This window comes from Stappia sp. WLB 29 (assembly GCF_023507705.1).
Classification (GTDB): domain Bacteria; phylum Pseudomonadota; class Alphaproteobacteria; order Rhizobiales; family Stappiaceae; genus Stappia.
The window spans coordinates 1-20,682 of sequence record NZ_JALBGD010000010.1 but is presented as its reverse complement, the minus strand read 5'-3'; the positions used below and the strand labels follow the sequence as shown (position 1 = coordinate 20,682).

16 protein-coding genes are annotated in these 20,682 nt (G+C 67.1%); 10 read left to right on the top strand and 6 right to left on the bottom strand.

The window, feature by feature from the left end:
* Nucleotides 1–214 precede the first annotated feature (214 nt).
* The gene (locus MNI96_RS17540; protein ID WP_249695236.1) at nucleotides 215–2,437 is read right to left on the bottom strand and encodes a xanthine dehydrogenase family protein molybdopterin-binding subunit; all 2,223 of its coding nucleotides are present in this window, start codon (nucleotides 2,435–2,437) and stop codon (nucleotides 215–217) included.
* Between the two features lie 4 nt (nucleotides 2,438–2,441).
* Nucleotides 2,442–2,900: a (2Fe-2S)-binding protein gene (locus tag MNI96_RS17535; protein ID WP_249695235.1), complete on the bottom strand. Its 459-nt coding sequence runs from the start codon at nucleotides 2,898–2,900 to the stop codon at nucleotides 2,442–2,444.
* A gap of 179 nt (nucleotides 2,901–3,079) precedes the next feature.
* Between MNI96_RS17535 and MNI96_RS17530 the strand changes: the two genes are divergently transcribed.
* The gene (locus tag MNI96_RS17530) at nucleotides 3,080–4,117 is read left to right on the top strand and encodes a LysR family transcriptional regulator (RefSeq protein WP_249695233.1); all 1,038 of its coding nucleotides are present in this window, start codon (nucleotides 3,080–3,082) and stop codon (nucleotides 4,115–4,117) included.
* A gap of 10 nt (nucleotides 4,118–4,127) precedes the next feature.
* Here MNI96_RS17530 and MNI96_RS17525 read toward each other — a convergent pair whose 3' ends face one another.
* A complete protein-coding gene (locus MNI96_RS17525) occupies nucleotides 4,128–5,684 on the bottom strand; it encodes an alkaline phosphatase family protein (protein WP_249695232.1) in 1,557 nt (518 codons plus the stop codon).
* A gap of 369 nt (nucleotides 5,685–6,053) precedes the next feature.
* Here MNI96_RS17525 and MNI96_RS17520 point away from each other — a divergent pair, with 369 nt between their 5' ends.
* Nucleotides 6,054–6,980, top strand: a complete 927-nt coding sequence (locus MNI96_RS17520; RefSeq protein ID WP_249695231.1) for a pirin family protein — start codon at nucleotides 6,054–6,056, stop codon at nucleotides 6,978–6,980.
* Here MNI96_RS17520 and MNI96_RS17515 read toward each other — a convergent pair.
* Complete coding sequence (locus MNI96_RS17515) at nucleotides 6,958–7,935, bottom strand: DUF6030 family protein (protein WP_249695230.1); 978 nt, start codon at nucleotides 7,933–7,935, stop codon at nucleotides 6,958–6,960. The two genes, MNI96_RS17520 and MNI96_RS17515, sit on opposite strands and share 23 nt — an antisense overlap.
* Nucleotides 7,936–8,075: 140 nt before the next feature.
* On the opposite strand from MNI96_RS17515, the gene MNI96_RS17510 reads away from it, so the two are divergent.
* Both MNI96_RS17510 and MNI96_RS17505 read left to right on the top strand, forming a co-directional pair.
* Nucleotides 8,076–9,347: an acetylornithine deacetylase/succinyl-diaminopimelate desuccinylase family protein gene (locus tag MNI96_RS17510; protein ID WP_158195707.1), complete on the top strand. Its 1,272-nt coding sequence runs from the start codon at nucleotides 8,076–8,078 to the stop codon at nucleotides 9,345–9,347.
* An 85-nt stretch (nucleotides 9,348–9,432) separates the two neighbouring features.
* Nucleotides 9,433–10,938, top strand: a complete 1,506-nt coding sequence (locus MNI96_RS17505) for an ABC transporter substrate-binding protein (protein ID WP_502960356.1) — start codon at nucleotides 9,433–9,435, stop codon at nucleotides 10,936–10,938.
* An 84-nt stretch (nucleotides 10,939–11,022) separates the two neighbouring features.
* Here the strand turns inward: MNI96_RS17505 and MNI96_RS17500 are convergent, their stop codons facing one another.
* Nucleotides 11,023–12,780, bottom strand: coding sequence for a TRAP transporter permease (locus tag MNI96_RS17500; protein ID WP_249695229.1), 1,758 nt, complete (start codon nucleotides 12,778–12,780; stop codon nucleotides 11,023–11,025).
* Between the two features lie 152 nt (nucleotides 12,781–12,932).
* Nucleotides 12,933–13,886: a TAXI family TRAP transporter solute-binding subunit gene (locus tag MNI96_RS17495; protein ID WP_249695228.1), complete on the bottom strand. Its 954-nt coding sequence runs from the start codon at nucleotides 13,884–13,886 to the stop codon at nucleotides 12,933–12,935.
* A 256-nt stretch (nucleotides 13,887–14,142) separates the two neighbouring features.
* Between MNI96_RS17495 and MNI96_RS17490 the strand changes: the two genes are divergently transcribed.
* The 6 genes from MNI96_RS17490 to MNI96_RS17465 all read left to right on the top strand — a co-directional run.
* On the top strand, nucleotides 14,143–15,087 hold the full coding sequence (locus MNI96_RS17490) for an ABC transporter permease (RefSeq protein WP_249695227.1): 945 nt from the start codon (nucleotides 14,143–14,145) through the stop codon (nucleotides 15,085–15,087).
* A gap of 3 nt (nucleotides 15,088–15,090) precedes the next feature.
* Nucleotides 15,091–15,936, top strand: coding sequence for an ABC transporter permease (locus MNI96_RS17485; RefSeq protein ID WP_249695226.1), 846 nt, complete (start codon nucleotides 15,091–15,093; stop codon nucleotides 15,934–15,936).
* Nucleotides 15,933–17,582 carry an ABC transporter ATP-binding protein gene (locus MNI96_RS17480; protein WP_249695225.1) on the top strand — a complete coding sequence of 550 codons (1,650 nt, stop codon included), beginning with the start codon at nucleotides 15,933–15,935 and terminating at the stop codon, nucleotides 17,580–17,582. Before MNI96_RS17485 ends, MNI96_RS17480 begins: the two co-directional genes overlap by 4 nt.
* Nucleotide 17,583: 1 nt before the next feature.
* Complete coding sequence (locus tag MNI96_RS17475; RefSeq protein ID WP_249695224.1) at nucleotides 17,584–18,504, top strand: ROK family protein; 921 nt, start codon at nucleotides 17,584–17,586, stop codon at nucleotides 18,502–18,504.
* A 108-nt stretch (nucleotides 18,505–18,612) separates the two neighbouring features.
* The gene (locus tag MNI96_RS17470) at nucleotides 18,613–19,215 is read left to right on the top strand and encodes a YceI family protein (RefSeq protein WP_249695223.1); all 603 of its coding nucleotides are present in this window, start codon (nucleotides 18,613–18,615) and stop codon (nucleotides 19,213–19,215) included.
* Nucleotides 19,216–19,429: 214 nt separating this feature from the next.
* Nucleotides 19,430–20,682 (top strand): cache domain-containing protein (locus MNI96_RS17465; RefSeq protein WP_249695222.1); only part of this gene is annotated, 1,253 nt, incomplete at its 3' end.

Below are 20,682 nucleotides of genomic sequence, written 5' to 3'. Positions count from 1 at the left end.
CTGCCGCTATCTGCGCGAACAGGGAAATGCTAGGGCCACAACACCCCTTGGCGGAAATGCAAAAAACCCATCGGCCGATGAGATTATATCGGGAGCGCGAAGGAGCGGCGGATCAGGCAGCTCTTGTCGCGGGACGAAGCGACCTGACAAAACGGGCCGGCGTGCAGGAAGCACACCGGCCCGTTCGTTCATGGCGGATCCGAGGCGACGGGCCTTACGCGAGACCGGCCTTGGTCAGCGGCAGGACCGCCGGCAGTTCGCCGGTGGCGGCAAGAATCGCGTTCGCCACAGCCGGACCGACCGGCGGAGTGCCCGGCTCGCCGGCGCCCGACGGGGCCTCGGCGGAGGCCAGAACCTCGACCACGACCTTCGGCATCTCCTCGATGCGCAGCGGACGGTAAGTGTCGAAGTTCAGCTGATCGACATGACCGTCGGTCAGGGTGATCTCGCTGAACAGCACCGCCGCCAGGCCGTAGCCGATGCCGCCCTCCATCTGGGCCTTGACGTTGTCCGGGTTGACCGCCACGCCGCAGTCGACCGCGCACCACACGTTCTCGACCTTGAACGTCCCGTCCTCGCGGCGGCTGACCTCCGCGACCTCGGCCACATAGGTGTTGAACGACTTGTGCACGGCGATGCCGCGGAACCGGTCGCCATGCTGCGCTCCCGACCAGCCGGACATTTCGGCGACCTTATCCAGGACGCCGAGCTTGCGGGCATTGTCCTTGTCGCGCTCGGCAATGCCCGAAGGCTGCGACAGGTGCCGGCGGCGGAACTCGAGCGGATCGACGCCGGCAGCGTGGGCCGCCTTGTCCATCATCGCTTCCACCACATAGCCCGTCTGGGTGTGGCCGACCGAGCGCCACCACAGCACCGGCACGCCGACCTTCGGCGAGTGCAACTCGGCATGGAAGGCCGGGATCGCGTAGCTCGCGTCCTTGACGCCCTCGACCGAGGTCTCGTCGATACCGTCATGGACCATGAACTGCTCGAAGAAGGTGCCGGACATCAGCGACTGCTGGACGATGCGGTGATGCCAGCCGACGAGATTGCCGTCCGCATCCAGGCCGGCGCGCACCTTGTGGACGCCCATCGGCCGGTAGTAGCCGGCACGGGTGTCGTCCTCGCGGGTGTAGACCAGCTTGATCGGCTGCGACTTGCCCCAGATCTTGGCGATGCTCGCCGCCTCGACGATATGACGGGCGTCGGGCGACGTGCGCCGGCCGAACGAGCCGCCGCCGTAGAGCGTGTTGATCGTCACGTTCTGCACCGGGATGCCGAGCACCGTCGCCGCCGTCTGCTGGTCGACCGTCTGGAACTGCGAGGGATACCAGAGCGTTGCCCGGTCGCCCTCGACATGGATGGTGAGCACCATCGGCTCCATCATGCCATGGGCGAGATACGGGAACTCGAAAACCTGCTCGACCACCGTCGCGGCCCCCGCGATCGCGGCCTCCGCATCGCCGTCGTCGCGGAACACGGGCCCCGCCGTGTCGGCCAGTTCGCGGTACTCGGCGAACAGGGCATCGCTCGAACGGGTCTCGGCGCCCGCCTCGTCCCACTCGATCTCCAGCGCCTCGCGGCCCTTGATCGCCGGCCAGGTGGAGGTGGCCAGCACCGCAACGCCGTGACCCGGCACATCGATGACATCGACGACGCCCTTCACCGCCTTGGCGGTATCGGCGTTGAACGATTTCACCTTCGCCCCGAAGGCCAGCGGACGGGTGAGCACAGCGACCAGCATGTTGTCGCGCTGGACGTCCATGCCGTAGGTGTTCGGCGCACCGACCGTCTTGTTCGGCACATCGAGCCGCGGGAAGGACTTGCCGATATAGACCCACTGGTCGGGCGACTTCAGCGTCACCTCGGCCGGAGCCTCCAGCTTCGCCGCCGCCTCGGCGAACTCGCCGAACGTGCCGGACTTGCCCGAGGCATGCGAAAGCGTGCCGCCCGATATGGTGATCTCGCCGGTCGGAACGCCCCAGGCCTTTGCCGCAGCCGCGACCAGCATGGCGCGAGCCGTGGCGCCGGCCTTGCGGTACTGTTCGAACGAGTTGGCGATGGCGGTGGAGCCGCCGGTGCCCTGCATGCCGAAAGCGAGGTTCTTGTAGCGCTCGACATCCGCCGGGGCGAACTCGGCCCGCATCTGCTCGGGCGATGCGTCAAGTTCCTCGGCAACCAGCGTCGCAAGGCCCGTTGCGTTGCCCTGTCCCATGTCGAGATGCTTGTTGAGCACCGTGACGAGGCCGTCCGGCGAGATCCGGATGAAGGGCGTGAAGGCGTCTTCCGCCGCCGCGCCTTCGGCCAGTGCCGCGCCGGGCAGCGCGAGCCGCGAGCCGACGACGAGACCGCCGGCGGCGACCGCCGACATCTTCAGGAAGTTGCGCCGGGTGGGACGCGCGGCGGCGTCCTGCATCCGCTTCATGACATGAAACATGAGCTCAGCCCTCCATCGTCTCGGCAGCGCGATGGATCGCCGCACGGATACGGGTGTAGGTGGCACAGCGACAGACATTGCCGCTCATCGCCATGTCGATGTCCTCGTCGGACGGCTTCGGCGTCTCGGCCAGAAGCGCAGTGGCGGCCAGGATCTGGCCGGACTGGCAGTAGCCACATTGCGGCACCTCGAGCTCGCGCCACGCGGCCTGGACGGCCGAGGCCGCCTTGCCGTCGACACCCTCGATGGTGACGATGGCCATACCTTCCGCATCGCTCGCCATGGTCTGGCAGGAGCGAACGGCCATGCCGTCGAGATGGACGGTGCAGGCACCGCAGGCGGCGATGCCGCAGCCGTATTTGGTGCCGGTCATGCCGAGTTCGTCGCGCAGAACCCAGAGCAGCGGCGTGTCGGCGTCGACGTCGATCTCGCGATCCTCGCCGTTGATGTTCAATCGGATCATCCGTCCCTCCTGATGAACGGGATTGGCTGGATCGCACCAGTCCCCTCTCCCTGCCTTCTTCCACCCGAAGAAACGCAAAAAGCCGGGAGACGGGACTTGCGCGATTGCTACGCGACCTTAAGTGGGTCACGATCCACCTATCGTCCAATTGATTTTGGATATCCGGGAACATTGACGAGATGAATATATCCTCGGTCGACCTCAACCTACTGGTGGCGTTCGACGCTCTCATGAGCGAGCGTAACGTCACACGCGCTGCGCGCCGCATCGGGCTGTCGCAACCGGCCATGTCGAACGCGCTGTCGCGGCTGCGGGCGCTGTTCGACGACGAACTCTTCGTGCGCTCGGGGCGCGGCATGGAGCCGACCGCGCGGGCGCAGTCGCTGGCCATGCCGCTGTCGGAGGCGTTGCGGCGGATCGAGGAGGCCATCGCGCCGGCGCTCGCCTTCGACCCGTGCAGCCTCGACCGGGCGGTGCGCATCGCGATGACCGACAATTCGATGGCGGTGCTGCTGGAAGCGCTGATCCTGCGGTTCCGCAATGGGGCCCCCAAGCTCGACCTGCATATCAAGAACTCCCGCGCCGCGGGCATGACGCCAATGCTGGACGACGGCGAGATCGACATGGCCATCGGCGTTGCCGGCGAGTTGGAGGCGCGCCACCGGGCAATGCCGCTCTATTCGGACCGGCTGGTGGGGATCGCCCGGCGCGGGCGCTTCGGCCCGCAGGGGCCGACGCTGGAACAGTTCGTGGCGGCCGAGCACGTACTGGTGACGCCGCGCAACGCCACCGGCGGCTCGCTGGATCGGGAGCTTGCCAATCGCGGCCTGTCGCGCCGGGTGTTCCTGACGCTGCCGCAGTTCATCATGGCGCCCTATGCGGTCGCCAAGGCCGACCTCGTCGCCTGCCTGCCGGCGCGTATCGCGCTGGCCAAGGCGGAAGCGCTGGACCTGGAGATCTTCGAGCCGCCGGTGGAACTGGACGACTTCACCGTGTCGCTGATCTGGCACGGGCGCGACGACGCCGAGCCGGCGCATCGCTGGCTGCGCGAGACCATGGCCGACGTGGTGCGCGAGGTCACGGCGCTCGGCAATACCGACCGCTGGCCGGTCTGCCAGTCGCTGGCCGGCATGTGCCGCCCCAATCCCGCTCCCGCCGGCGAGATGGCGACGCAGGAGCACCCGGCCGAGGCCGAGCGGGCCCCCGCCTCCGCGTGATGCCCGCCGGTCAGCCGCCCCGCGCGTCGACCGGGCCGTCCTCGGTCAGCTCGATACCGGTCAGGCGACGGTCGAGATGGCGCGCGCGCCAGGACAGCATCTTTTCCGCATAGTGCAGCCGCAGCGAGGCATAGGCCGGGTCGCCCGCGACATTGCGCGTCTCGTGCGGGTCGGCGGCAAGGTCGAAGAGCAGCGGCGGCAGGCCGGCGAAGTGGACGTATTTCACGTCCGCATCGCGAATGACGCTCATGGAGCAGGCATCGAGCGACAGGCCGAGAGCAGCCTGCGCCTCGCCGGTCGCGACCTCGCGGAAATCGTACTCCCAGTGCGCCGCATCGCGCCATTCGGCCGGAACGCCCCCTTCCAGGAAGGCGGTCAGCGGCGCGCCGTCCAGCCACGGCGGGCAGGTCGCGCCAATGGCCTCCAGCACCGTCGGCATGATGTCGACGGATTCGGTGAAGGCCTCGACCGTGCGGCCATGGCCCTCGCTCTTGCGCGGATCGCGAACGATCAGCGGGATGTGATAGGCCTGATCGTAGAAGCCAAGCTTGGAAAAGAGCTGGTGGTCGCCCATCATCTCGCCGTGGTCGGCGGTGAGCACGACCAGGGTATTGTCCCACTCGCCGCGCGCCTTGAGCTCGGCGACGATGCGGCCGATCTGCGCGTCCACCTCCGAAACCATGCCCCAATAGGTGGCGCGCATCTGCCGGCGCACGGCTTCGTCCCAGTCGCGCACCTTGCCCCTCGCCCCCCAAACGAAATGCGACTTGTCCTGCTGCTCGATGGCGTAGGCGAGGAAGGGATGCAGGCTGGACGCCGCGTCCGGCGTTGCCGCACCGAGGAAGCCCGGCCCGTCGGCCGGATCGTACATGGAGGCGTAAGGCTCCGGCACGATGAAGGGCGGGTGCGGGCGGATGAAGCTCAGATGGGCGAACCAGGGACGTCCGCCGGCCTTGGCGCGGGCGGGCGGAGCGCTCTCTACCTCACCGAGCCAGCGCAGGAACTCGTCGACAAGGAAGGCGGTCTCGGTCTCCTCCGCCGAATAGCGGGCCGGGCGGCCCGTCGGCGGATCGGCGGGACCATCGACCGGCAGCCACATGTCCTGCGGCGGATCGGGCAGTTCGTACCCGCGAGACGCCAGCCAGGAGAGCCAGGGGCCGTGATCCTCCGGCACGCGCACGCGCACGCTCATGCCCGGCAGGATGCCCTCATAGGTGCGCAGCCAGGGATCGTCGCCGGTGACCGTGCGCGGGTCGACGGACTGATCCGTATAGCCGAACAGCGTCGGATCGTAACCCGCCCGGCGGGCAGCGAGCGCGATGGTGTCGTGCCGCGCATCGAGCGGCGTGCCGTTGCGCACCACCCGATTGGTCATCTGGTAGAGGCCGGTATAGAGGCAGGCCCGCGCCGGCGCGCAAGGCGCGGCCTGGCAGTAATGGCGGGAGAAATACACCGCCTCGCGCGCCAGGGCATCGATGTTGGGCGTGCGCACGACCGGATGACCGGCGAGGCCGAGACAGTCGCCGCGCCACTGGTCGGCGGTGATGAGAAGCACGTTGAGAGGCATCGCCAGAACCCTGAGACCAAATTTTCGGCTGGTTAGCAGCGGAGCATTGCAGCGAGGTGACGGGACTACAGCTTAGAAAAATACTCTTGAATTTCCCATAGAGGTGCGACTCTCGATAGAGTGTATTCAAGACATATTTGCCACGAGACGTTGGAAACCCCGCGGTGCAGGCTAGGGGTTCCGCTTGCGCGAACGCTGTGTCGCGCCAGCCGCACCTAGCGCGAGATCCAGCATGGGGTATCTCGGTGGCAGTGCCTTGCATTCCGAGCGGAATGGCGAGACCCTGAACGGCTGCTGCCGGTTCCGGCGGCGCCCCGTGACCAGCCGCTTGTCCCCAGGAGGACAAGTCCGCCAGAGGGAGACCTGCCGATGACCTGGATGCCCGACCTCGACCCCACGCCCGGCGATGCCGGCGCCTGCGACCTGATCGAAACGGTGATCGTGCCGCGTGCCCGAGACCTCGGCGGCTTCGAGGTGCGGCGCGCCCTGCCCTCGCCGAAGCGGCAGATGGTCGGCCCCTTCATCTTCTTCGACCAGATGGGACCGGCCGAATTCCTGGAGACTGGCGGCATCGATGTGCGGCCGCATCCGCATATCGGCCTTGCGACCGTGACCTACTTGTTCGAGGGCGAGATCCACCACCGCGACAGCCTCGGCTCGGACCTGGCGATCCGTCCGGGCGAGCTGAACTGGATGACCGCGGGCAGAGGCATCGTCCATTCCGAGCGCGAGGACCCGCATATGAAGGGACACAAGCGCAAGCTCTTCGGCATCCAGAGCTGGGTGGCGCTGCCCAAGCATGCGGAAGAGACCGCTCCGGCCTTCGAGCATGTCGACCGCGAGGCGCTGCCCTTCCTGGAGGATCACGGCATCAGCGTGCGGGTGATCGCGGGCGAGATATTCGGCGCGCGCTCGCCGGTGAAGACCGCTTCGGAGACGATCTACGCCGATGTGACGCTGGAGCCGGGCCGCACCATGCCGGTCGACGCCACCCACGAGGAGCGCGCGATCTATACGGTCGGCGGCACCATCGAGATCGCCGGCGAGAGCTTCGAGGAAGGCCAGTTGCTGGTGTTCAAGCCCGGCGACAACATCACAGTGCGGGCAACCGGCAGCCTGCCGGCGCGCTTCCTGGTGCTGGGCGGAGAGCCGATGGACGGGCCCCGCTACATCTGGTGGAACTTCGTCTCCTCCTCGAAGGAGCGGATCGACCAGGCCAAGGAAGACTGGAAGCAGATGCGCTTCGACACGGTGCCGGGCGACGCGGAGGAGTTCATTCCCCTTCCCGGCCATTGAGCGGCGGCCGCTCGCCTTCCGTCTCCTCCTCCGGCGCGCTGAAGATGATGTCGCCGGAAGGAGGGGTGCGCAGCGTCGCACCGCCGACCGGGCGGTTGCGGCGGCGCTCCCTCGCGCTTCCCTCCCAGGCGAAGGGCGCGAACATCTCCGCCGGTGCCACCAGGTCGACCACCGGAAAATCGAGGATAACGTTGAGGCGGACGACGGAGGCTGCGTCGCCCGTCAGTTGCGCATCTTCCGGCAGCACACGCAGGCGCATGCCGAACTGCTCCAACTCGACCTCCCCGCCCTGTTCGATGGCCGCCCGGAACTCCGGCGGCCAGGGCCAGCCGTAGCGCTCGCCCACAGCGTCCAGCACGCGCATCAGGGCGGCGCGAGCGGCCGGCGCCGTCTGTGGGTTGTCGCCGTTGAGCTTGATGCGCACGGTATTGAGCGCGCTTTCCGACTGGCCGCGCAGGTTGACGAAAAGCGAGGAGCGCGCCCCGTCCGGCGTCGCGCGGCCGATCACCGCGAGGTCGCTGACGCAGTACCAGAAGCCGGCGACGAAGGGATCGAGCCGCCATTCCGACATGGGCACGCCGAGCGTGGAGATCGCCTTGCACAGATCGCGCGGATCACCGCCGAACACGCGCTTGAAGGAGGCGGGCTGCTCGAGCGCGGCATCGGGTGCTTCGTCGAGAAGGCGGGCGCGCAGGCGCGGCGAAAGACCGGCGAAGGGATCGGGCGGATCTGCCTCCACAGGGGTCGGCGGCTCGGCAGGCGTGCGCGGAAAAAGCAGCGCCCCGGCGGCAAGGCCGCTGCCGATCGTCAGCAGAATCAGGACCCTGGCGAGAAGCCGGCGACGGTTCATCGCGGTGAGCAAGGACGCGCCCGGCCCCGCCGCCCCGCGCACGAGCGGAGGCAGGATCGATTTTTTCGGCCGGGCCCCACCGCGTGACGCCGCGTCTTTCGCCATTGCCGCTCCTGCCGGGCGATCTGCCCGAAAATCCCGCAAGGCCTGCCTTGCGGATGCGCTGGAAACCGGGTGCGCCCTGAGGCACGATGCCGTCCCGACACCACCGGTTGCGCAATTCAAGTCCTATCACGGGAGACCACATGCTGGAGGCGCTTTTTAGACGCGTCGAGGACAAGCGGGACGACGTCGTCGCGCTGACGCAGGACCTCATCCGTATTCCCACCATCAACCCGCCGGGCGAGGCCTATACGCCTTGCGCCGAACTGATCGGTAACCGGCTGGCGCGGCGCGGCTTCCAGGTGCGCTACATCCGGGCGGAAGACACGCCCGGCGACAGTGCCCGCTATCCGCGCACCAATGTGGTCGCCCGTATCGAGGGACGCCGGCCGGGGCCTTGCGTGCATTTCAACTCGCATATCGACGTGGTGGAGGCAGGCCACGGGTGGACCTTCGACCCGTTCGGCGGCGAGGTGAAGGACGGCAAGGTCTATGGCCGCGGCGCCTGCGACATGAAGGGCGGGCTCGCCGCCTCGATCATCGCGGTGGAGGCGCTGCTGGAGGCTATGCCGGACTTTCCCGGCGCCATCGAGATCTCCGGCACGGTGGACGAGGAATCCGGCGGCTTCGGCGGCGTTGCCTATCTTGCCCGCCTCGGCATGTTCTCCAAGCCGCGCGTCGACCACGTGATCATCCCCGAGCCGCTGAACAAGGACCGCATCTGTCTCGGCCATCGCGGCGTGTGGTGGGCGGAGATCGAGACCAAGGGCTCCATCGCCCATGGCTCGATGCCGTTCCTGGGCGACTGCGCGGTGCGCCACATGGGGGCGGTGCTCGACCGGTTCGAGACCGAGCTCTTCCCCAAGCTTGCCGCCAAGCACACCGACATGCCGGTGGTTCCGGAGGGCGCGCGCTCCTCGACGCTGAATATCAACTCGGTCCATGGCGGCCAGCCGGAAGGCTTCGACGGGCTGCCCTCTCCTTGCGTTCCCGACAGCTGCCGCATGGTCATCGACCGGCGCTACCTGATCGAGGAGAGCCTCGACGAGGTCAAGGACGAGGTCATGTCGATCCTCGACGACCTGACGCGCACGCGCCAGAACTTCGACTATCGCATCCGTGACCTGATGGAGGTGATCCCGACCATGACCGACCGCGACGCCCCGGTCGTGCGGGCGGTGGCGGACGGCATCCGAGAGGTGCTGGCAAAGAGCCCCGACTACGTGATCTCGCCCGGCTCCTACGACCAGAAGCACATCGCCCGCATCGGCCACCTGCACGACTGCATCGCCTATGGCCCCGGCATTCTCGACATGGCCCACCGGCCGGACGAGTTCGTCGGCATCGACGACATGGTCGACAGCGCCAAGGTGATGGCCCAGGCGACCATGGCATTGCTGGGAATGGCGCGCTAGTGTGCACCGCACATGCGTGAAGAGAACCCGCCCCTCCGGTGGCCGGAGGGGCGAAGGACGTGCAAAAGAACGGGAGGCCTCAGGCATGACTGGACGTTTCACCCGGCGCGGCGTGCTCGCCACCGCCCTTGCGGCGATGCTGGCGGCAACCGCCCACATCACTCCGGCAGCTGCGCAGATGATCCGCACCGACGTCAATATCGGCGTGCGGCTGGAGCCGCCACACCTCGACCCGACGGGGGGCGCGGCAGCCGCCATCGACGAGATCACCTACGCCAATATCTTCGAAGGGCTGACGCGGATCGATGCGGAAGGCGCAATCAAGCCCTGGCTCGCGAAGAGCTGGGAGGTTTCGCAGGACGGGCTGACCTACACGTTCGACCTCCAGGAGGGCGTGAAGTTCCATGACGGTACCGACTTCGACGCCAACGATGCCAAGTTCTCGCTCGACCGGGCGCGCGGCGAGTTCAGCACCAATGCGCAGAAGCCGCTGTTCGAGGGCATCGAGGAGGTCGAGGTCGTCGACCCGCTGACGCTCAAGGTCACCTTGAAGAAGCCGAACGGCGCGTTCCTGTTCAATCTGGGCTGGGGCGATGCGGCGATGGTGGCGGAGGAGACCGCCTCTTCCAACACCTCCAAGCCCATCGGCACCGGCCCGTTCAAGCTGGTCCAGTGGGTGCAGGGCGACCGCATCGAGCTGGCCAAAAACCTCGAATACTGGGGCGAACCCGCACAGCTCGACCGGGCGACGTTCCGCATCGTCTCCGACCCCGCGGCCGAACTGGCCGCGCTGATGGCCGGCGACATCGACGCCTTCCCGAATTTCCAGGCGACCGAGAACCTGCCGATGCTGGCCGCCGATCCGCGCTTCACCGTGGCCGTGGGTTCGACCGAGGGCGAGACCATCCTCGCCATGAACAACAAGAAGGGGCCGCTCGCCGACGTGCGGGTGCGCCGAGCGATCTCCCATGCGGTCGACCGCCAGGCGGTGATCGACGGCGCGATGTTCGGCAACGGCACGCCGATCGGCAGCCATTTCGCCCCGCATCACCCGGCCTATGTGGACCTGACGGGCACCTACCCGCTCGACCTCGACAAGGCGAAGACGCTGCTGGCCGAGGCCGGCTATCCGGACGGGTTCAAGGCGACCCTGAAGCTGCCGCCGCCGACCTATGCCCGCCGCGGCGGCGAGCTGATCGCCTCCGACCTGAAGAAGATCGGCATCGAGCTGGAGCTGGTTCCGCTGGAATGGGCGCAGTGGCTGGCGGAAGTCTTCAAGGGCAAGGACTTCGACTTCACCATCATCTCCCATACCGAGCCGATGGACATCAACATCTACGGCCGCAAGGACTACTATTTCCAGTATGACAGCGAGGCCTTCGACAGGGTGATGGCCGAGCTTGCGACGACGGTGGAAGACGAGGCGCGCTACAAGTTGCTGGGCGATGCCCAGCGGATCATCGCCGAGGATGCGGTCAACGTGTTCCTGTTCCAACTGGCCAAGGCCGGTGTGTGGAGCGCCAACCTCAAGGGCATGTGGGTCAACTCGCCGATCCAGGCGAACGACCTGACCGGCGTCTATTGGGAATAATCCCGACCTGACGGCCAGCAGAAACGACGAGGGGCGGTGGCCGCAAGGCCCCGCCCCTTTTCATTGCGCCGCTGCGGGCACTCGCTAGATGAAGAGCAGCACGCCGCCACCCGCAACGAGCCCGGCGCGCAGCAGCGGATTGATCGGGGCGATGACGCCGAAGGAGATGGCGGACAGGGCCGCACCGACCTTGACCGTGGCGAGCAGCGCCATGGCGGGATCCGCGGCAAGCGCGATCAGGTCCGGATTGGCGATCATGCCGAGCGGCACGAGATAGAGCCCGAGGCCGAGCGCCATGGCCGAGGCGGCGACCTTCAGCCAGTTCTCCCCGACCATGCCGGCGGCGATGAAGACCGCGCCGCAGACCGGCGGCGTGATGGTCGACAGCAGCGCGTACCAGAACACGAAGAGATGCGCCTGCAGCACCGGAACGCCGAGCGCGGTGAGCGCGGGGCCCGCGACCGAAACACAGATTACATAGGCGGCCGTGGTCGGCACCTCCATGCCCAGGATGAGGCAGGCGAGCGCGGTGAGCAGCAGCGCCGGCCATAGCAAGCCGCCGGAACCGGACAGGATCAGCGAGGTGATCTTGACCCCGAGGCCGGTCAGCCCGAGCACGCCGATGATGATGGAGGCGCACAGGATGATCGCCGCGATTGTGGCGATCTGCCGGCCGGAATTCACCGCCGCGTCCTCCAGCCGCAGCAGCGTTCGGCGCCAGTCGAACGTCAGGCGGGCATCGAGCGTCAAGAGCAGCGCACCGGCGAGGATCGCCAGCGAGGCGGCATATTGCGGCGTCACCTTGAGGCCGAACATGCCCCACAGCAGGATCGAGAACGGCACGAGGAAGAAGGCGGAGGTGATGACGACTGCGCGCAGGGCCGGCCGGTCTTCCGGCGCGATACCCTTCAGCACATGGCGGAAGGAGAAAGCGTCGATGCCGACCCACACGGCAAGGAAATAGAGAAAGGCCGGCAGGAGCGCGGCCATCATGATGTCCGAATAGGGCGTGCCGGTCAGTTCGACCATCACGAAGGCGCCCGCCCCCATCAGCGGCGGCATGATCTGGCCGCCAGAGGAGGCGACCGCCTCGACCGCGCCCGCGAGCGAGCGCGGATAGCCGAGCCGGGTCATCGCCGGCAGGGTGATGGCGCCGGTGGAGGCGACATTGGCGGAGGCCGAACCGGAAATCGACCCGAACAGCGCGGAGGAGATCACCGAGACCTTGGCCGCGCCGCCGCGCAGGCGGCCTGCGGCGGCCGCCGCCACATTCATGAACCCCTGGCCGGCCTCGCCGGCATTCAGCACCGCGCCGAAGATGACGAAGATGGCGACGACCGAGACCGAAACGCCGGTGAGCTTGCCCCACAGGGCACCCTCGGCAATCGTCAGCGTGCCGAAGAGGCTGGCCATCGGCAGGCCGGGATGGCCGAATTCGCCAGGGATCGCCTCGCCCCAGACCGCATAGGCGAGCGCAATCGCAGCGACAAGGGGCAGCGGCCACCCGATGGCCCGGCGCGCCATCTCCAGCGTGACGAAAAGCAGGGCAAGGGCAATGGCGAGTTGCCCGTCGTCCGCGAGAAAACCGTATTGGTCGCCGAGCCTGTCATGGTACCAGGCGACCCAAAGGCACGCGGCGATGCCGACGGCAGCCAACGGCAGGCCGGTCCAGCGCTGGAACGGCGAGCGCGCCATCAGCACGAAGACGAAGGGAATCGCGAGAGCCATGTGCAAAGGCCGGCTGACCAGGTTTGGCACCAGGCCGGTGAAGACCAGCCAGAGGTGGAAGCCGATGGACAGCGCGCCGAGCGCTGCCCAGAAAAGCCGGGCCGAAAGAGACATGAACGCCGTCCTGGTGAACTGCCGGCACCGAGCCGGAAACGAAAACTTCGAGGGGAAAAGGCATCGGCCCGGACAGATGTCCGGGCCGGAACCGCGTCGGTCTGGAAGATGGCCGGCCCTGTCGCCGGCTCCAGACGCTGGCTGATGAGCGCTTACTTCTGCGCGTCGGTCAGGGCAACGCCCTTTTCCGCATAGTAGCGCTGCGCACCCGGATGGATCTTGCCGGGAATGCTGGCGAGCATGTCGGTCGTCACGCCCTTCCACCACGGCGCATCGGCGCTCATCTTTTCCTTCTGCTCCCAGAACGTCTTGGTCATCTGATAGGCGGTTTCATCGTCCATCGCGGTGCTGGCGAAGGCGACCACGTCGAGCGAAGTGGTGACGACGTCCTTGTCCTGACCGGCATAGGTGCCGGCCGGGATCACCGTACGGGTGCGCTTCGTCTCGGCGACCTGCTCGTCGGAGAGCGAGAGCAGCGTCACGCCGGTGCCGGCGGCCGCCTCGATGACATTCGGCGCCGGCCAGGAGCCGGCCGTCACGAAGCCGTCGATCTGGCCGTTCTTCAGCGCAGCGCCCGCGTTGGACAGTTCCACGTCGGCGAGGTTGACCTTGTCCTTCAGCCCGAAGAGCTCGAGATACTTGGCGCCTTCCGTTGCGCCGAAGGAGCCCTTGCCGATCAGGATGTTCTTGCCTTCCATACCGGCAAAGTCGGTCACGCCGCTCTCCGTCGACATGACGAAATGCATCGTCAGCGAGGGGATCGGGAAGAGCGCGCGGATCTCGTCGAACTTCGGATTGCCCTTGCCGTCGAACGGACCCTTGGCGCCCTGCGCCAGACCGACGAGGCCGGGAGGCGTGGTGAAGACGTAGTTGCCCGGCCGAATGGCCGCTTCCATCACGTTCTGGACCGAGCCCTGGCTTTCCTCCAGCGTGACGATGATGCCCCCGTCTGTGCCGGCCTTGATCGCCTCGGCGATCTGCACGCCCATCTGGTAGTAGGAGGTGCCGGCGGAGGCAGACTTGTAGGTCACGCGCGTCTCGGCGGATGCGGACAGCGGCACGAGCGCGGCGAGGCCGGCAATGGCGAGTTTGCTCCAGATCGTCATGTATCCTCCCAAGGGATTGTTCGTTGCAGTGTTCTCGGGCGGGCCGCCTGCAATCGGGACGGCCGGGCCGGCAAGCGGATCGGGAGGCAGAGATTAATCCGCTCGTGCGCGCCATGCACCCCTGAAATCGCTGAAAATGACGAGGGTGCAACGACCAGGTTCGAACGTTCCGCCGTCACCTCCCCCTTTTCCGTCGGGCTCTTCCCCTATAGCGTTGGCGTGTCGACAGATTCTCTCCTCGGAGCCGCCTCTCCCGATGCTGGTCCACGCCGCCAAACGCTTTGCCGGTCTCTTCGCGACCCTGATCGTCGCGACCGCGGTCGTGTTCCTGGTGCTGGAGGTGGTGCCGGGCGACCCGGCGCAGGTGATGCTCGGCATCAACGCACAGGACGACACGCTCGCCGCGCTGCGCGACCAACTCGGCCTAGACCGGCCCGCCTGGGAGCGCTACGCGAGCTGGGTTGCAGGCTTTGCCACCGGCGATCTCGGCACCAGCTACACCTATTCCGTGCCGGTGGCCGATCTCGTCGCCGCGCGCATCACCGTCTCGCTGCCGCTTGCGCTGCTGGCGCTGGCGCTGTCGACCGCGATTGCGATTCCCGTCGGCGTCTATGCCGCCTCCAAGCGCGGCGGCTGGCAGGACGGCGGGATCATGGCGCTGACTCAGGTCGGCATCGCCGTGCCGAACTTCTGGTTCGCCATGCTGCTGGTCTTCGTCTTCGCGGTGACGCTGCGGCTGGTGCCCTCCGGCGGCTTTCCCGGCTGGGAGGCCGGGCTGTGGCCGGCGCTGAAGGCGCTGCTGCTGCCGGCCATCGCGCTGGCGCTGCCGCAGGCGGCGATCCTCGCCCGCGTCATGCGCTCCTCGCTGATCGATGCGCTGCACGAGGACTATGTGCGCACGGCGCGCGCCAAGGGGCTGACCCGGCGCGCGGTGCTGTGGAAGCACGCGGTGCGCAACGCGCTGATCCCGGTGCTGACGATCCTCGGCCTGCAGTTCTCGTTTCTCATCGCCGGCACGATCATCATCGAGAACGTGTTCTACCTGCCCGGCCTCGGACGGCTGATCTTCCAGGCGATCACCCAGCGCGACCTGATCGTGGTGAAGAGCGTCATCGTGCTGCTCGTCGCCTGCGTCATACTCGTGACCTTTCTCGTCGACCTCGCCTATGCGCTCGTCGACCCTCGACTGAGGAGGCGCTGAGCGATGGCAAGCCGCGGAGCACTGCGCGTCGCCGCGCAGCACAAGACGCTGGTCGCGGGCGCGGCAATCGTCGCCGTCGTGCTGGCGGCGGCGCTGATCTCGTTGGTGTGGACGCCCTACCCCATCGACGTGCTGTCGGTCGCCGACCGGCTGAAAGGCCCCTCGCCCGCGCATCTTCTGGGCACCGACCAGTTCGGCCGCGACATGGTGTCGATGCTGATGGTGGGCGCGCGCACGTCCATCGCCGTAGCCTTGCTGGCGGTGGGGATCGGCATCCTCGTCGGCGTGCCGTTGGGGCTTTTGGCGGCAGCGCGCGGCGGCTGGCTGGACGAGACGTTGATGCGGGCGAACGATCTCGTCTTCGCGTTTCCAGCGCTCCTTTCGGCGGTGATGATCACTGCGATCATGGGGCCCGGCGCGATCAACGCGATCCTCGCCATCGGCATCTTCAACATCCCCGTCTTCGCGCGGGTGGCGCGCGGCGGCGCGCTGTCGCTGAAGTCGCGCGAGTTCGTGCTCGCCGCCCGCGTCGCCGGAAAGGGCGAGGTGCGGATCATCGCCGAACATGTGCTGCCGAACATCGCCAACCTGTTGATTGTGCAGGGCACAATTCAATTCTCGCTCGGCATCCTGGCCGAGGCCGGTCTGTCCTATGTCGGTCTCGGCGCGCAACCGCCGCTCGCCTCCTGGGGGCGGATGCTGAACGAGGCACAGACGATGATGGCACTGGCGCCCAGCCTGGCGCTCTATCCGGGCCTGGCCATCGTCGTCACCGTACTCGGGCTCAACCTGATGGGCGACGGTTTGCGCGACCTGCTCGACCCGCGGCTGAAGAGACGCACGGTATGAGCGGCTTCTTCGCGGTCGAGGGACTCGACGTCGACATCCATGGGAAGCCGATCCTCGAAGGCGTCTCTCTGGAGATAGGCCGCGGCGAGATCTTCGGGCTGGTGGGCGAATCCGGCTCCGGCAAGTCGATGACCGCGCTTGCCGCGATGCAGTTGCTGCCGCACGGAGCCGAGGCGCGCGGGCGCATCCTGCTGGACGGAGCGGACGTGCTGTCGGTGAGCGAGGCGGCGATGTGCCGCCTGCGCGGCCGACGCATCGGCATGGTCTTCCAGGAGCCCATGACCGCACTCAACCCGGTAAAGACCATCGGCCAGCAGATCGCCGAAGGGCTGGTCCTGCACATGCGGATGACCCGGGCGCAGGCGATGGAGCGGGTGCGTGCGCTGCTCGACCGGGTGGGGCTGGCGCGCGCGCGGGTGACGCCGGAGCGCTTTCCCCATCAGCTGTCGGGCGGCCAACGGCAGCGCGTGGTGATCGCCATGGCGATCGCCTGCCAGCCGGACCTTCTGATCGCCGACGAGCCGACGACGGCGCTCGACGTCACCATTCAGGCGCAGATCCTGGCCCTGATCCGCGAAATCGTCGAAGCGGAGAAGATGGGCTGCCTGCTGATCAGCCACGACCTTGCCGTGGTGGCGGAAATGGCGGATCGGGTGTCGATCATGAAGAACGGCGAGATCGTGGAGAGCGGGCGCACGGCCGCGCTGTTCGCCAATCTCAGCCATCCCTATTCGAAGGCGCTGATGGCGGCCTCGAACCATGTGCCCAAGCGGGCGAAGGGACCCGCGCACAGCCCGGCCAATCACGGCTTGCAGCCGATCCTTTCGGTGCGCGAACTGGTGCGCGCCTATCCGCAGCCGCGCGCGAGCCTGTTCGCCAAGAGCCCGCCGGTGGTTGCCGTCAACCGCGTCAGCTTCGACATCCGCCCCGGCCAGAGCGTCGGGCTCGTCGGGGAATCGGGCTGCGGAAAGTCGACGCTGGCACGTGCCCTGCTGGGGCTCGAGGCGCCGAACGGCGGGGCTATCTCCGTGCTGGGGCAGGATCCGCATTCGGCGCGCGGGGCAACGCGCGAGGTGGTGCACCGGGCCGTGCAGGTGGTGTTCCAGGACCCCTACGGCAGCTTCAATCCGCGTCATCGCATCGGCCGCGTGGTCGCCGAACCGCTCTATCTGCTGCGCGGCGAGATCGATGCGCGCGAGGCAAGGGAACGGGTCGCCGCGGCCTTGACCGAAGTCGGCCTGACGGAAGCCGACATGGCGAAGTATCCGCACGAGTTCTCCGGCGGACAGCGCCAGCGCATCGCCATCGCAAGAGCGCTGGTCACGCGCCCGAAGCTGATCATCGCCGACGAGCCGGTCTCCGCGCTCGACGTGTCGATCCGCGCGCAGATCCTTGACCTCTTCGCCGACCTCAGGGCCCGGCACGGGCTCGCTTATCTCTTCATCTCGCACGACCTCAGCGTGGTGCGCGCGATAACCGACGACGTGATGGTGATGAACGGCGGCCGGATCGTCGAGCGCGGGCGGACGGCGCGGGTGTTCGACCATCCGCGCCATCCCTATACGCGGCTTCTGGTGGCGGCCGCGCCGCGCCTCGAGGAGGCACTGGCGGCACGGCAACGGATCGAGGAGGCGGGTACGGGCTGACATGACGGCAGGTGCGGGAGACGACCTTCGCCTCGGCATCGACTGGGGCGGCACCAAGATGGAGATCATCGCGCTGGAGCGCGACGGCACCGAGCGCTTCCGCCTGCGGGTGCCGACGCCGCGTGACGACTATCAGGGCTGCATCCGTGCTGTTGTCGGGCTCGTTGACGCAGCCGAAACCGCAACGGGCCGGCGCGGCACGGTCGGCTTCGGCATTCCCGGCTCGCTGTCGCCGGCGACCGGTCTCGTCAAGAACGCAAATTCCACCTGGATGAACGGCATGCCGCTCGACCGCGACCTGGAGGCCGCGCTGGTGCGGCCAGTCCGCATCGAAAACGACGCCAACTGCCTTGCGGTCTCCGAGGCAACGGACGGTGCCGGCAGGGGCGCGCATGTGGTACATGCGATCATCATCGGTACGGGCTGCGGCTCAGGGATCGCCATCGACGGGCGGGCACATCGCGGCCGCAACGGCATCGGCGGCGAATGGGGCAACATCCCGGTGCCGTGGATGACCGACGAGGAGTTTCCGGGCCCCGACTGCTGGACCGGCAAGCGCGGCACCATCGACCGCTGGTGCTCGGGAACGGGCTTCCAATGGGACTACCAGCAGGCAACGGGTCGCTCGCTCTCCGGCCACGAGATCATGGAGCGGGCACGGGCGGGAGAGCCGGAAGCTGCCGCCAATCTGGAGCGCTATGTGTCGCGGCTGGCGCGCGCGATGGCGATGGTCGCCAACATCCTCGATCCGGATGTCTTCGTGCTGGGCGGCGGCATGTCGAATATCGACGAACTCTACGAGGTGCTGCCGCTGGAAATCAGCCGGCATGTCTTCTCGGATCAGTATGACGTACCCGTCCGCAAGGCGTTGCATGGCGACAGTTCCGGCGTCCGCGGCGCTGCCTGGCTTTGGAACGACTGACCCGAACCTTCCGTCTCATCCTTCTACGGCGGCTCGCCGCCCTCCCCTCGCTGATACAGCCAGCCTGCCTATATGCTTCTTTGAGGATCATCAGGGAGGAGTTCTCACATGGTGTCATTCAAGCCTGTCCGCATTGCCGCCTGCGCCGCTCTTGCCGCAAGCCTGACGACCACTGCCCTGCCCGCCCAGGCCGAGCCGCGGGCCTATCGGATCGATCCGAGCCACTTCTCCATCGTCTTCAACGCCATGCACATCGGCTACGCCCCGACCTGGGGCCTGTTCCTAAAGGGCGAAGGCGGCTTCACCTATGACGAGGACACGCGCGAGCTCTCGGACCTGTCGGTCACCATCGAAGCCGGCAGCGTCTTTTCCAACGACGAGCAACGCGACGGCCATCTGCGCTCGGACGACTTCCTGAGCGCGGAAGCACACCCGAGCATCACTTTCGTGATGACAGATGCACAGCCGCAAACGGACACGCGCGGAACCGTGACCGGCGACCTGACGCTGCGCGGCGTGACGCGGCCGGTAACGCTCGATGTCACGCTCAACAAGATCGGCCCCTATCCTTTCGGCGGAACCTATGTGGTCGGCATCAGCGCAAGCACCGTGCTGAAACGCTCCGACTTCGGCATGACCTATGCCGTGGCGGACGGGCTGGTCGGCGACGAGGTCACGGTCCGCATCGACCTGGAGGCGATCCGGCAATAGCCGGCGCCATAGAGGCATCCTCCCTTGAAGCCAGCAACGCTGCAAAACAACTTGAGGAAAGGGCTTCGCCGGATCACAATCTGGGAGAAAAGACATCGGCTCAACGGCTTGCGAAAGAAATCGACAAAGATGCCGATGATTAAGTCGATGGTAACGCGAACCCCTATAGGCACTAAGACGGAGATATTCGCGACTGGCCTTCAGGGGGTTCGAAATGCGTTTTTCCGATCTGTCGATCCGAAACAAGCTGCTGGTCAGTGCTGGCGCACTGTTTTCCGTTTCCATCATCGGCGTCAGCCTTGTCGGTTCGATGGTCATGTCGTCGGCCGCCGAGAAGGCAGCCGAGCGAGAAGCACAGGCGTTGCTGTCGTCCTATGCCAATGACGTTTCGGGCGGCATCACCCGGTCTTTGACCGTTGCACAAACCACTGCCGCCGCGGTGGAAGGCCTGATCGCCAACGGCATGACCGACCGCGACCGGCTCGGCGACATGATGATCCGCACAGTGGAGGGCAATCCCTCCCTGGTCGGGATGACGCTGGCGTTCGAGCCGAACGGGCTCGACGGCCGCGATGCCGATTTCAAGGGCCACAAGTATTCCGATGCCAACGGCCGCTTCGTTCCCTATTTCTACTTCGGCGCCGACAAGAAGGTGGCCGTCGAGCAGCTGGTGATGACCAAGGAAGCGGGTACCGAGGGCTGGTACGACATGCCGGTGCGCGAGGACCGCTCGCTGGTGACCCCGCCCTACACCTACCCGATCGACGGCAAGGACGTGCTGATGACCACCATCAGCTGGGTCGTGCGCAAGGACGGCAAGCCGGTCGGCATCGCCACCTCCGATCTGTCGCTCACGGCCATCGTCGATAAGATGTCGTCCAACAAGCCCTTCGGCGAAGGCGAAGTGAAGCTGATCGGCGGCGACGATCTGTGGGTCTCCACCTCCGACGCCTCGCTGCTCGGCAAGAAGGTCGAGAATGCCGAGGTGCTGAAGCTGATCCGTGCCTCCGAGAGCGGCGAAGCCTCGAACCTGGTGGGCGAGCGCTATATCGCGGCCATACCGGTGTCGTTTCCCGGCGTTGCCGAGCGCTGGTATGTCATGATCGATGTGCCGCGTTCGGCAATGATCGCCGGTGCCGTGGCCGCGCGTAACACGATGCTGGCCATTGGCGTCGGCCTTCTGGGCGTCGTCCTCGTGGTCGTCTGGCTGGGGGCAGGTGCTCTTGCCCGCCCGGTTGCACGCCTCACCGACGTGATGGGCAGGCTGGCCGCCGGCGACACCTCAGTCGATGCCGGCATGGACGAGCGCCGCGACGAGATCGGCGACATGGCCCGCGCGGTCGAGACTTTCCGCGAGAACGCCCTCGAGCGCCAGCGGCTGGAAGAAGCCCAGTCGGAAGACGAGCATGCCCGCGCTGCCCGCCAGGCCCGCACGGAACAGCTCATCGCGGACTTCCGGGACAAGGT

Coding starts and splice junctions, on each gene's coding strand:
- MNI96_RS17540 (WP_249695236.1), bottom strand. CDS start 2,437: ATGTTTCATGTCATGAAGCGGATGCAGGACGCCGCCGCGCGTCCCACC.
- MNI96_RS17535 (WP_249695235.1), bottom strand. CDS start 2,900: ATGATCCGATTGAACATCAACGGCGAGGATCGCGAGATCGACGTCGAC.
- MNI96_RS17530 (WP_249695233.1), top strand. CDS start 3,080: ATGAATATATCCTCGGTCGACCTCAACCTACTGGTGGCGTTCGACGCT.
- MNI96_RS17525 (WP_249695232.1), bottom strand. CDS start 5,684: ATGCCTCTCAACGTGCTTCTCATCACCGCCGACCAGTGGCGCGGCGAC.
- MNI96_RS17520 (WP_249695231.1), top strand. CDS start 6,054: ATGACCTGGATGCCCGACCTCGACCCCACGCCCGGCGATGCCGGCGCC.
- MNI96_RS17515 (WP_249695230.1), bottom strand. CDS start 7,935: ATGGCGAAAGACGCGGCGTCACGCGGTGGGGCCCGGCCGAAAAAATCG.
- MNI96_RS17510 (WP_158195707.1), top strand. CDS start 8,076: ATGCTGGAGGCGCTTTTTAGACGCGTCGAGGACAAGCGGGACGACGTC.
- MNI96_RS17505 (WP_502960356.1), top strand. CDS start 9,433: ATGACTGGACGTTTCACCCGGCGCGGCGTGCTCGCCACCGCCCTTGCG.
- MNI96_RS17500 (WP_249695229.1), bottom strand. CDS start 12,780: ATGTCTCTTTCGGCCCGGCTTTTCTGGGCAGCGCTCGGCGCGCTGTCC.
- MNI96_RS17495 (WP_249695228.1), bottom strand. CDS start 13,886: ATGACGATCTGGAGCAAACTCGCCATTGCCGGCCTCGCCGCGCTCGTG.
- MNI96_RS17490 (WP_249695227.1), top strand. CDS start 14,143: ATGCTGGTCCACGCCGCCAAACGCTTTGCCGGTCTCTTCGCGACCCTG.
- MNI96_RS17485 (WP_249695226.1), top strand. CDS start 15,091: ATGGCAAGCCGCGGAGCACTGCGCGTCGCCGCGCAGCACAAGACGCTG.
- MNI96_RS17480 (WP_249695225.1), top strand. CDS start 15,933: ATGAGCGGCTTCTTCGCGGTCGAGGGACTCGACGTCGACATCCATGGG.
- MNI96_RS17475 (WP_249695224.1), top strand. CDS start 17,584: ATGACGGCAGGTGCGGGAGACGACCTTCGCCTCGGCATCGACTGGGGC.
- MNI96_RS17470 (WP_249695223.1), top strand. CDS start 18,613: ATGGTGTCATTCAAGCCTGTCCGCATTGCCGCCTGCGCCGCTCTTGCC.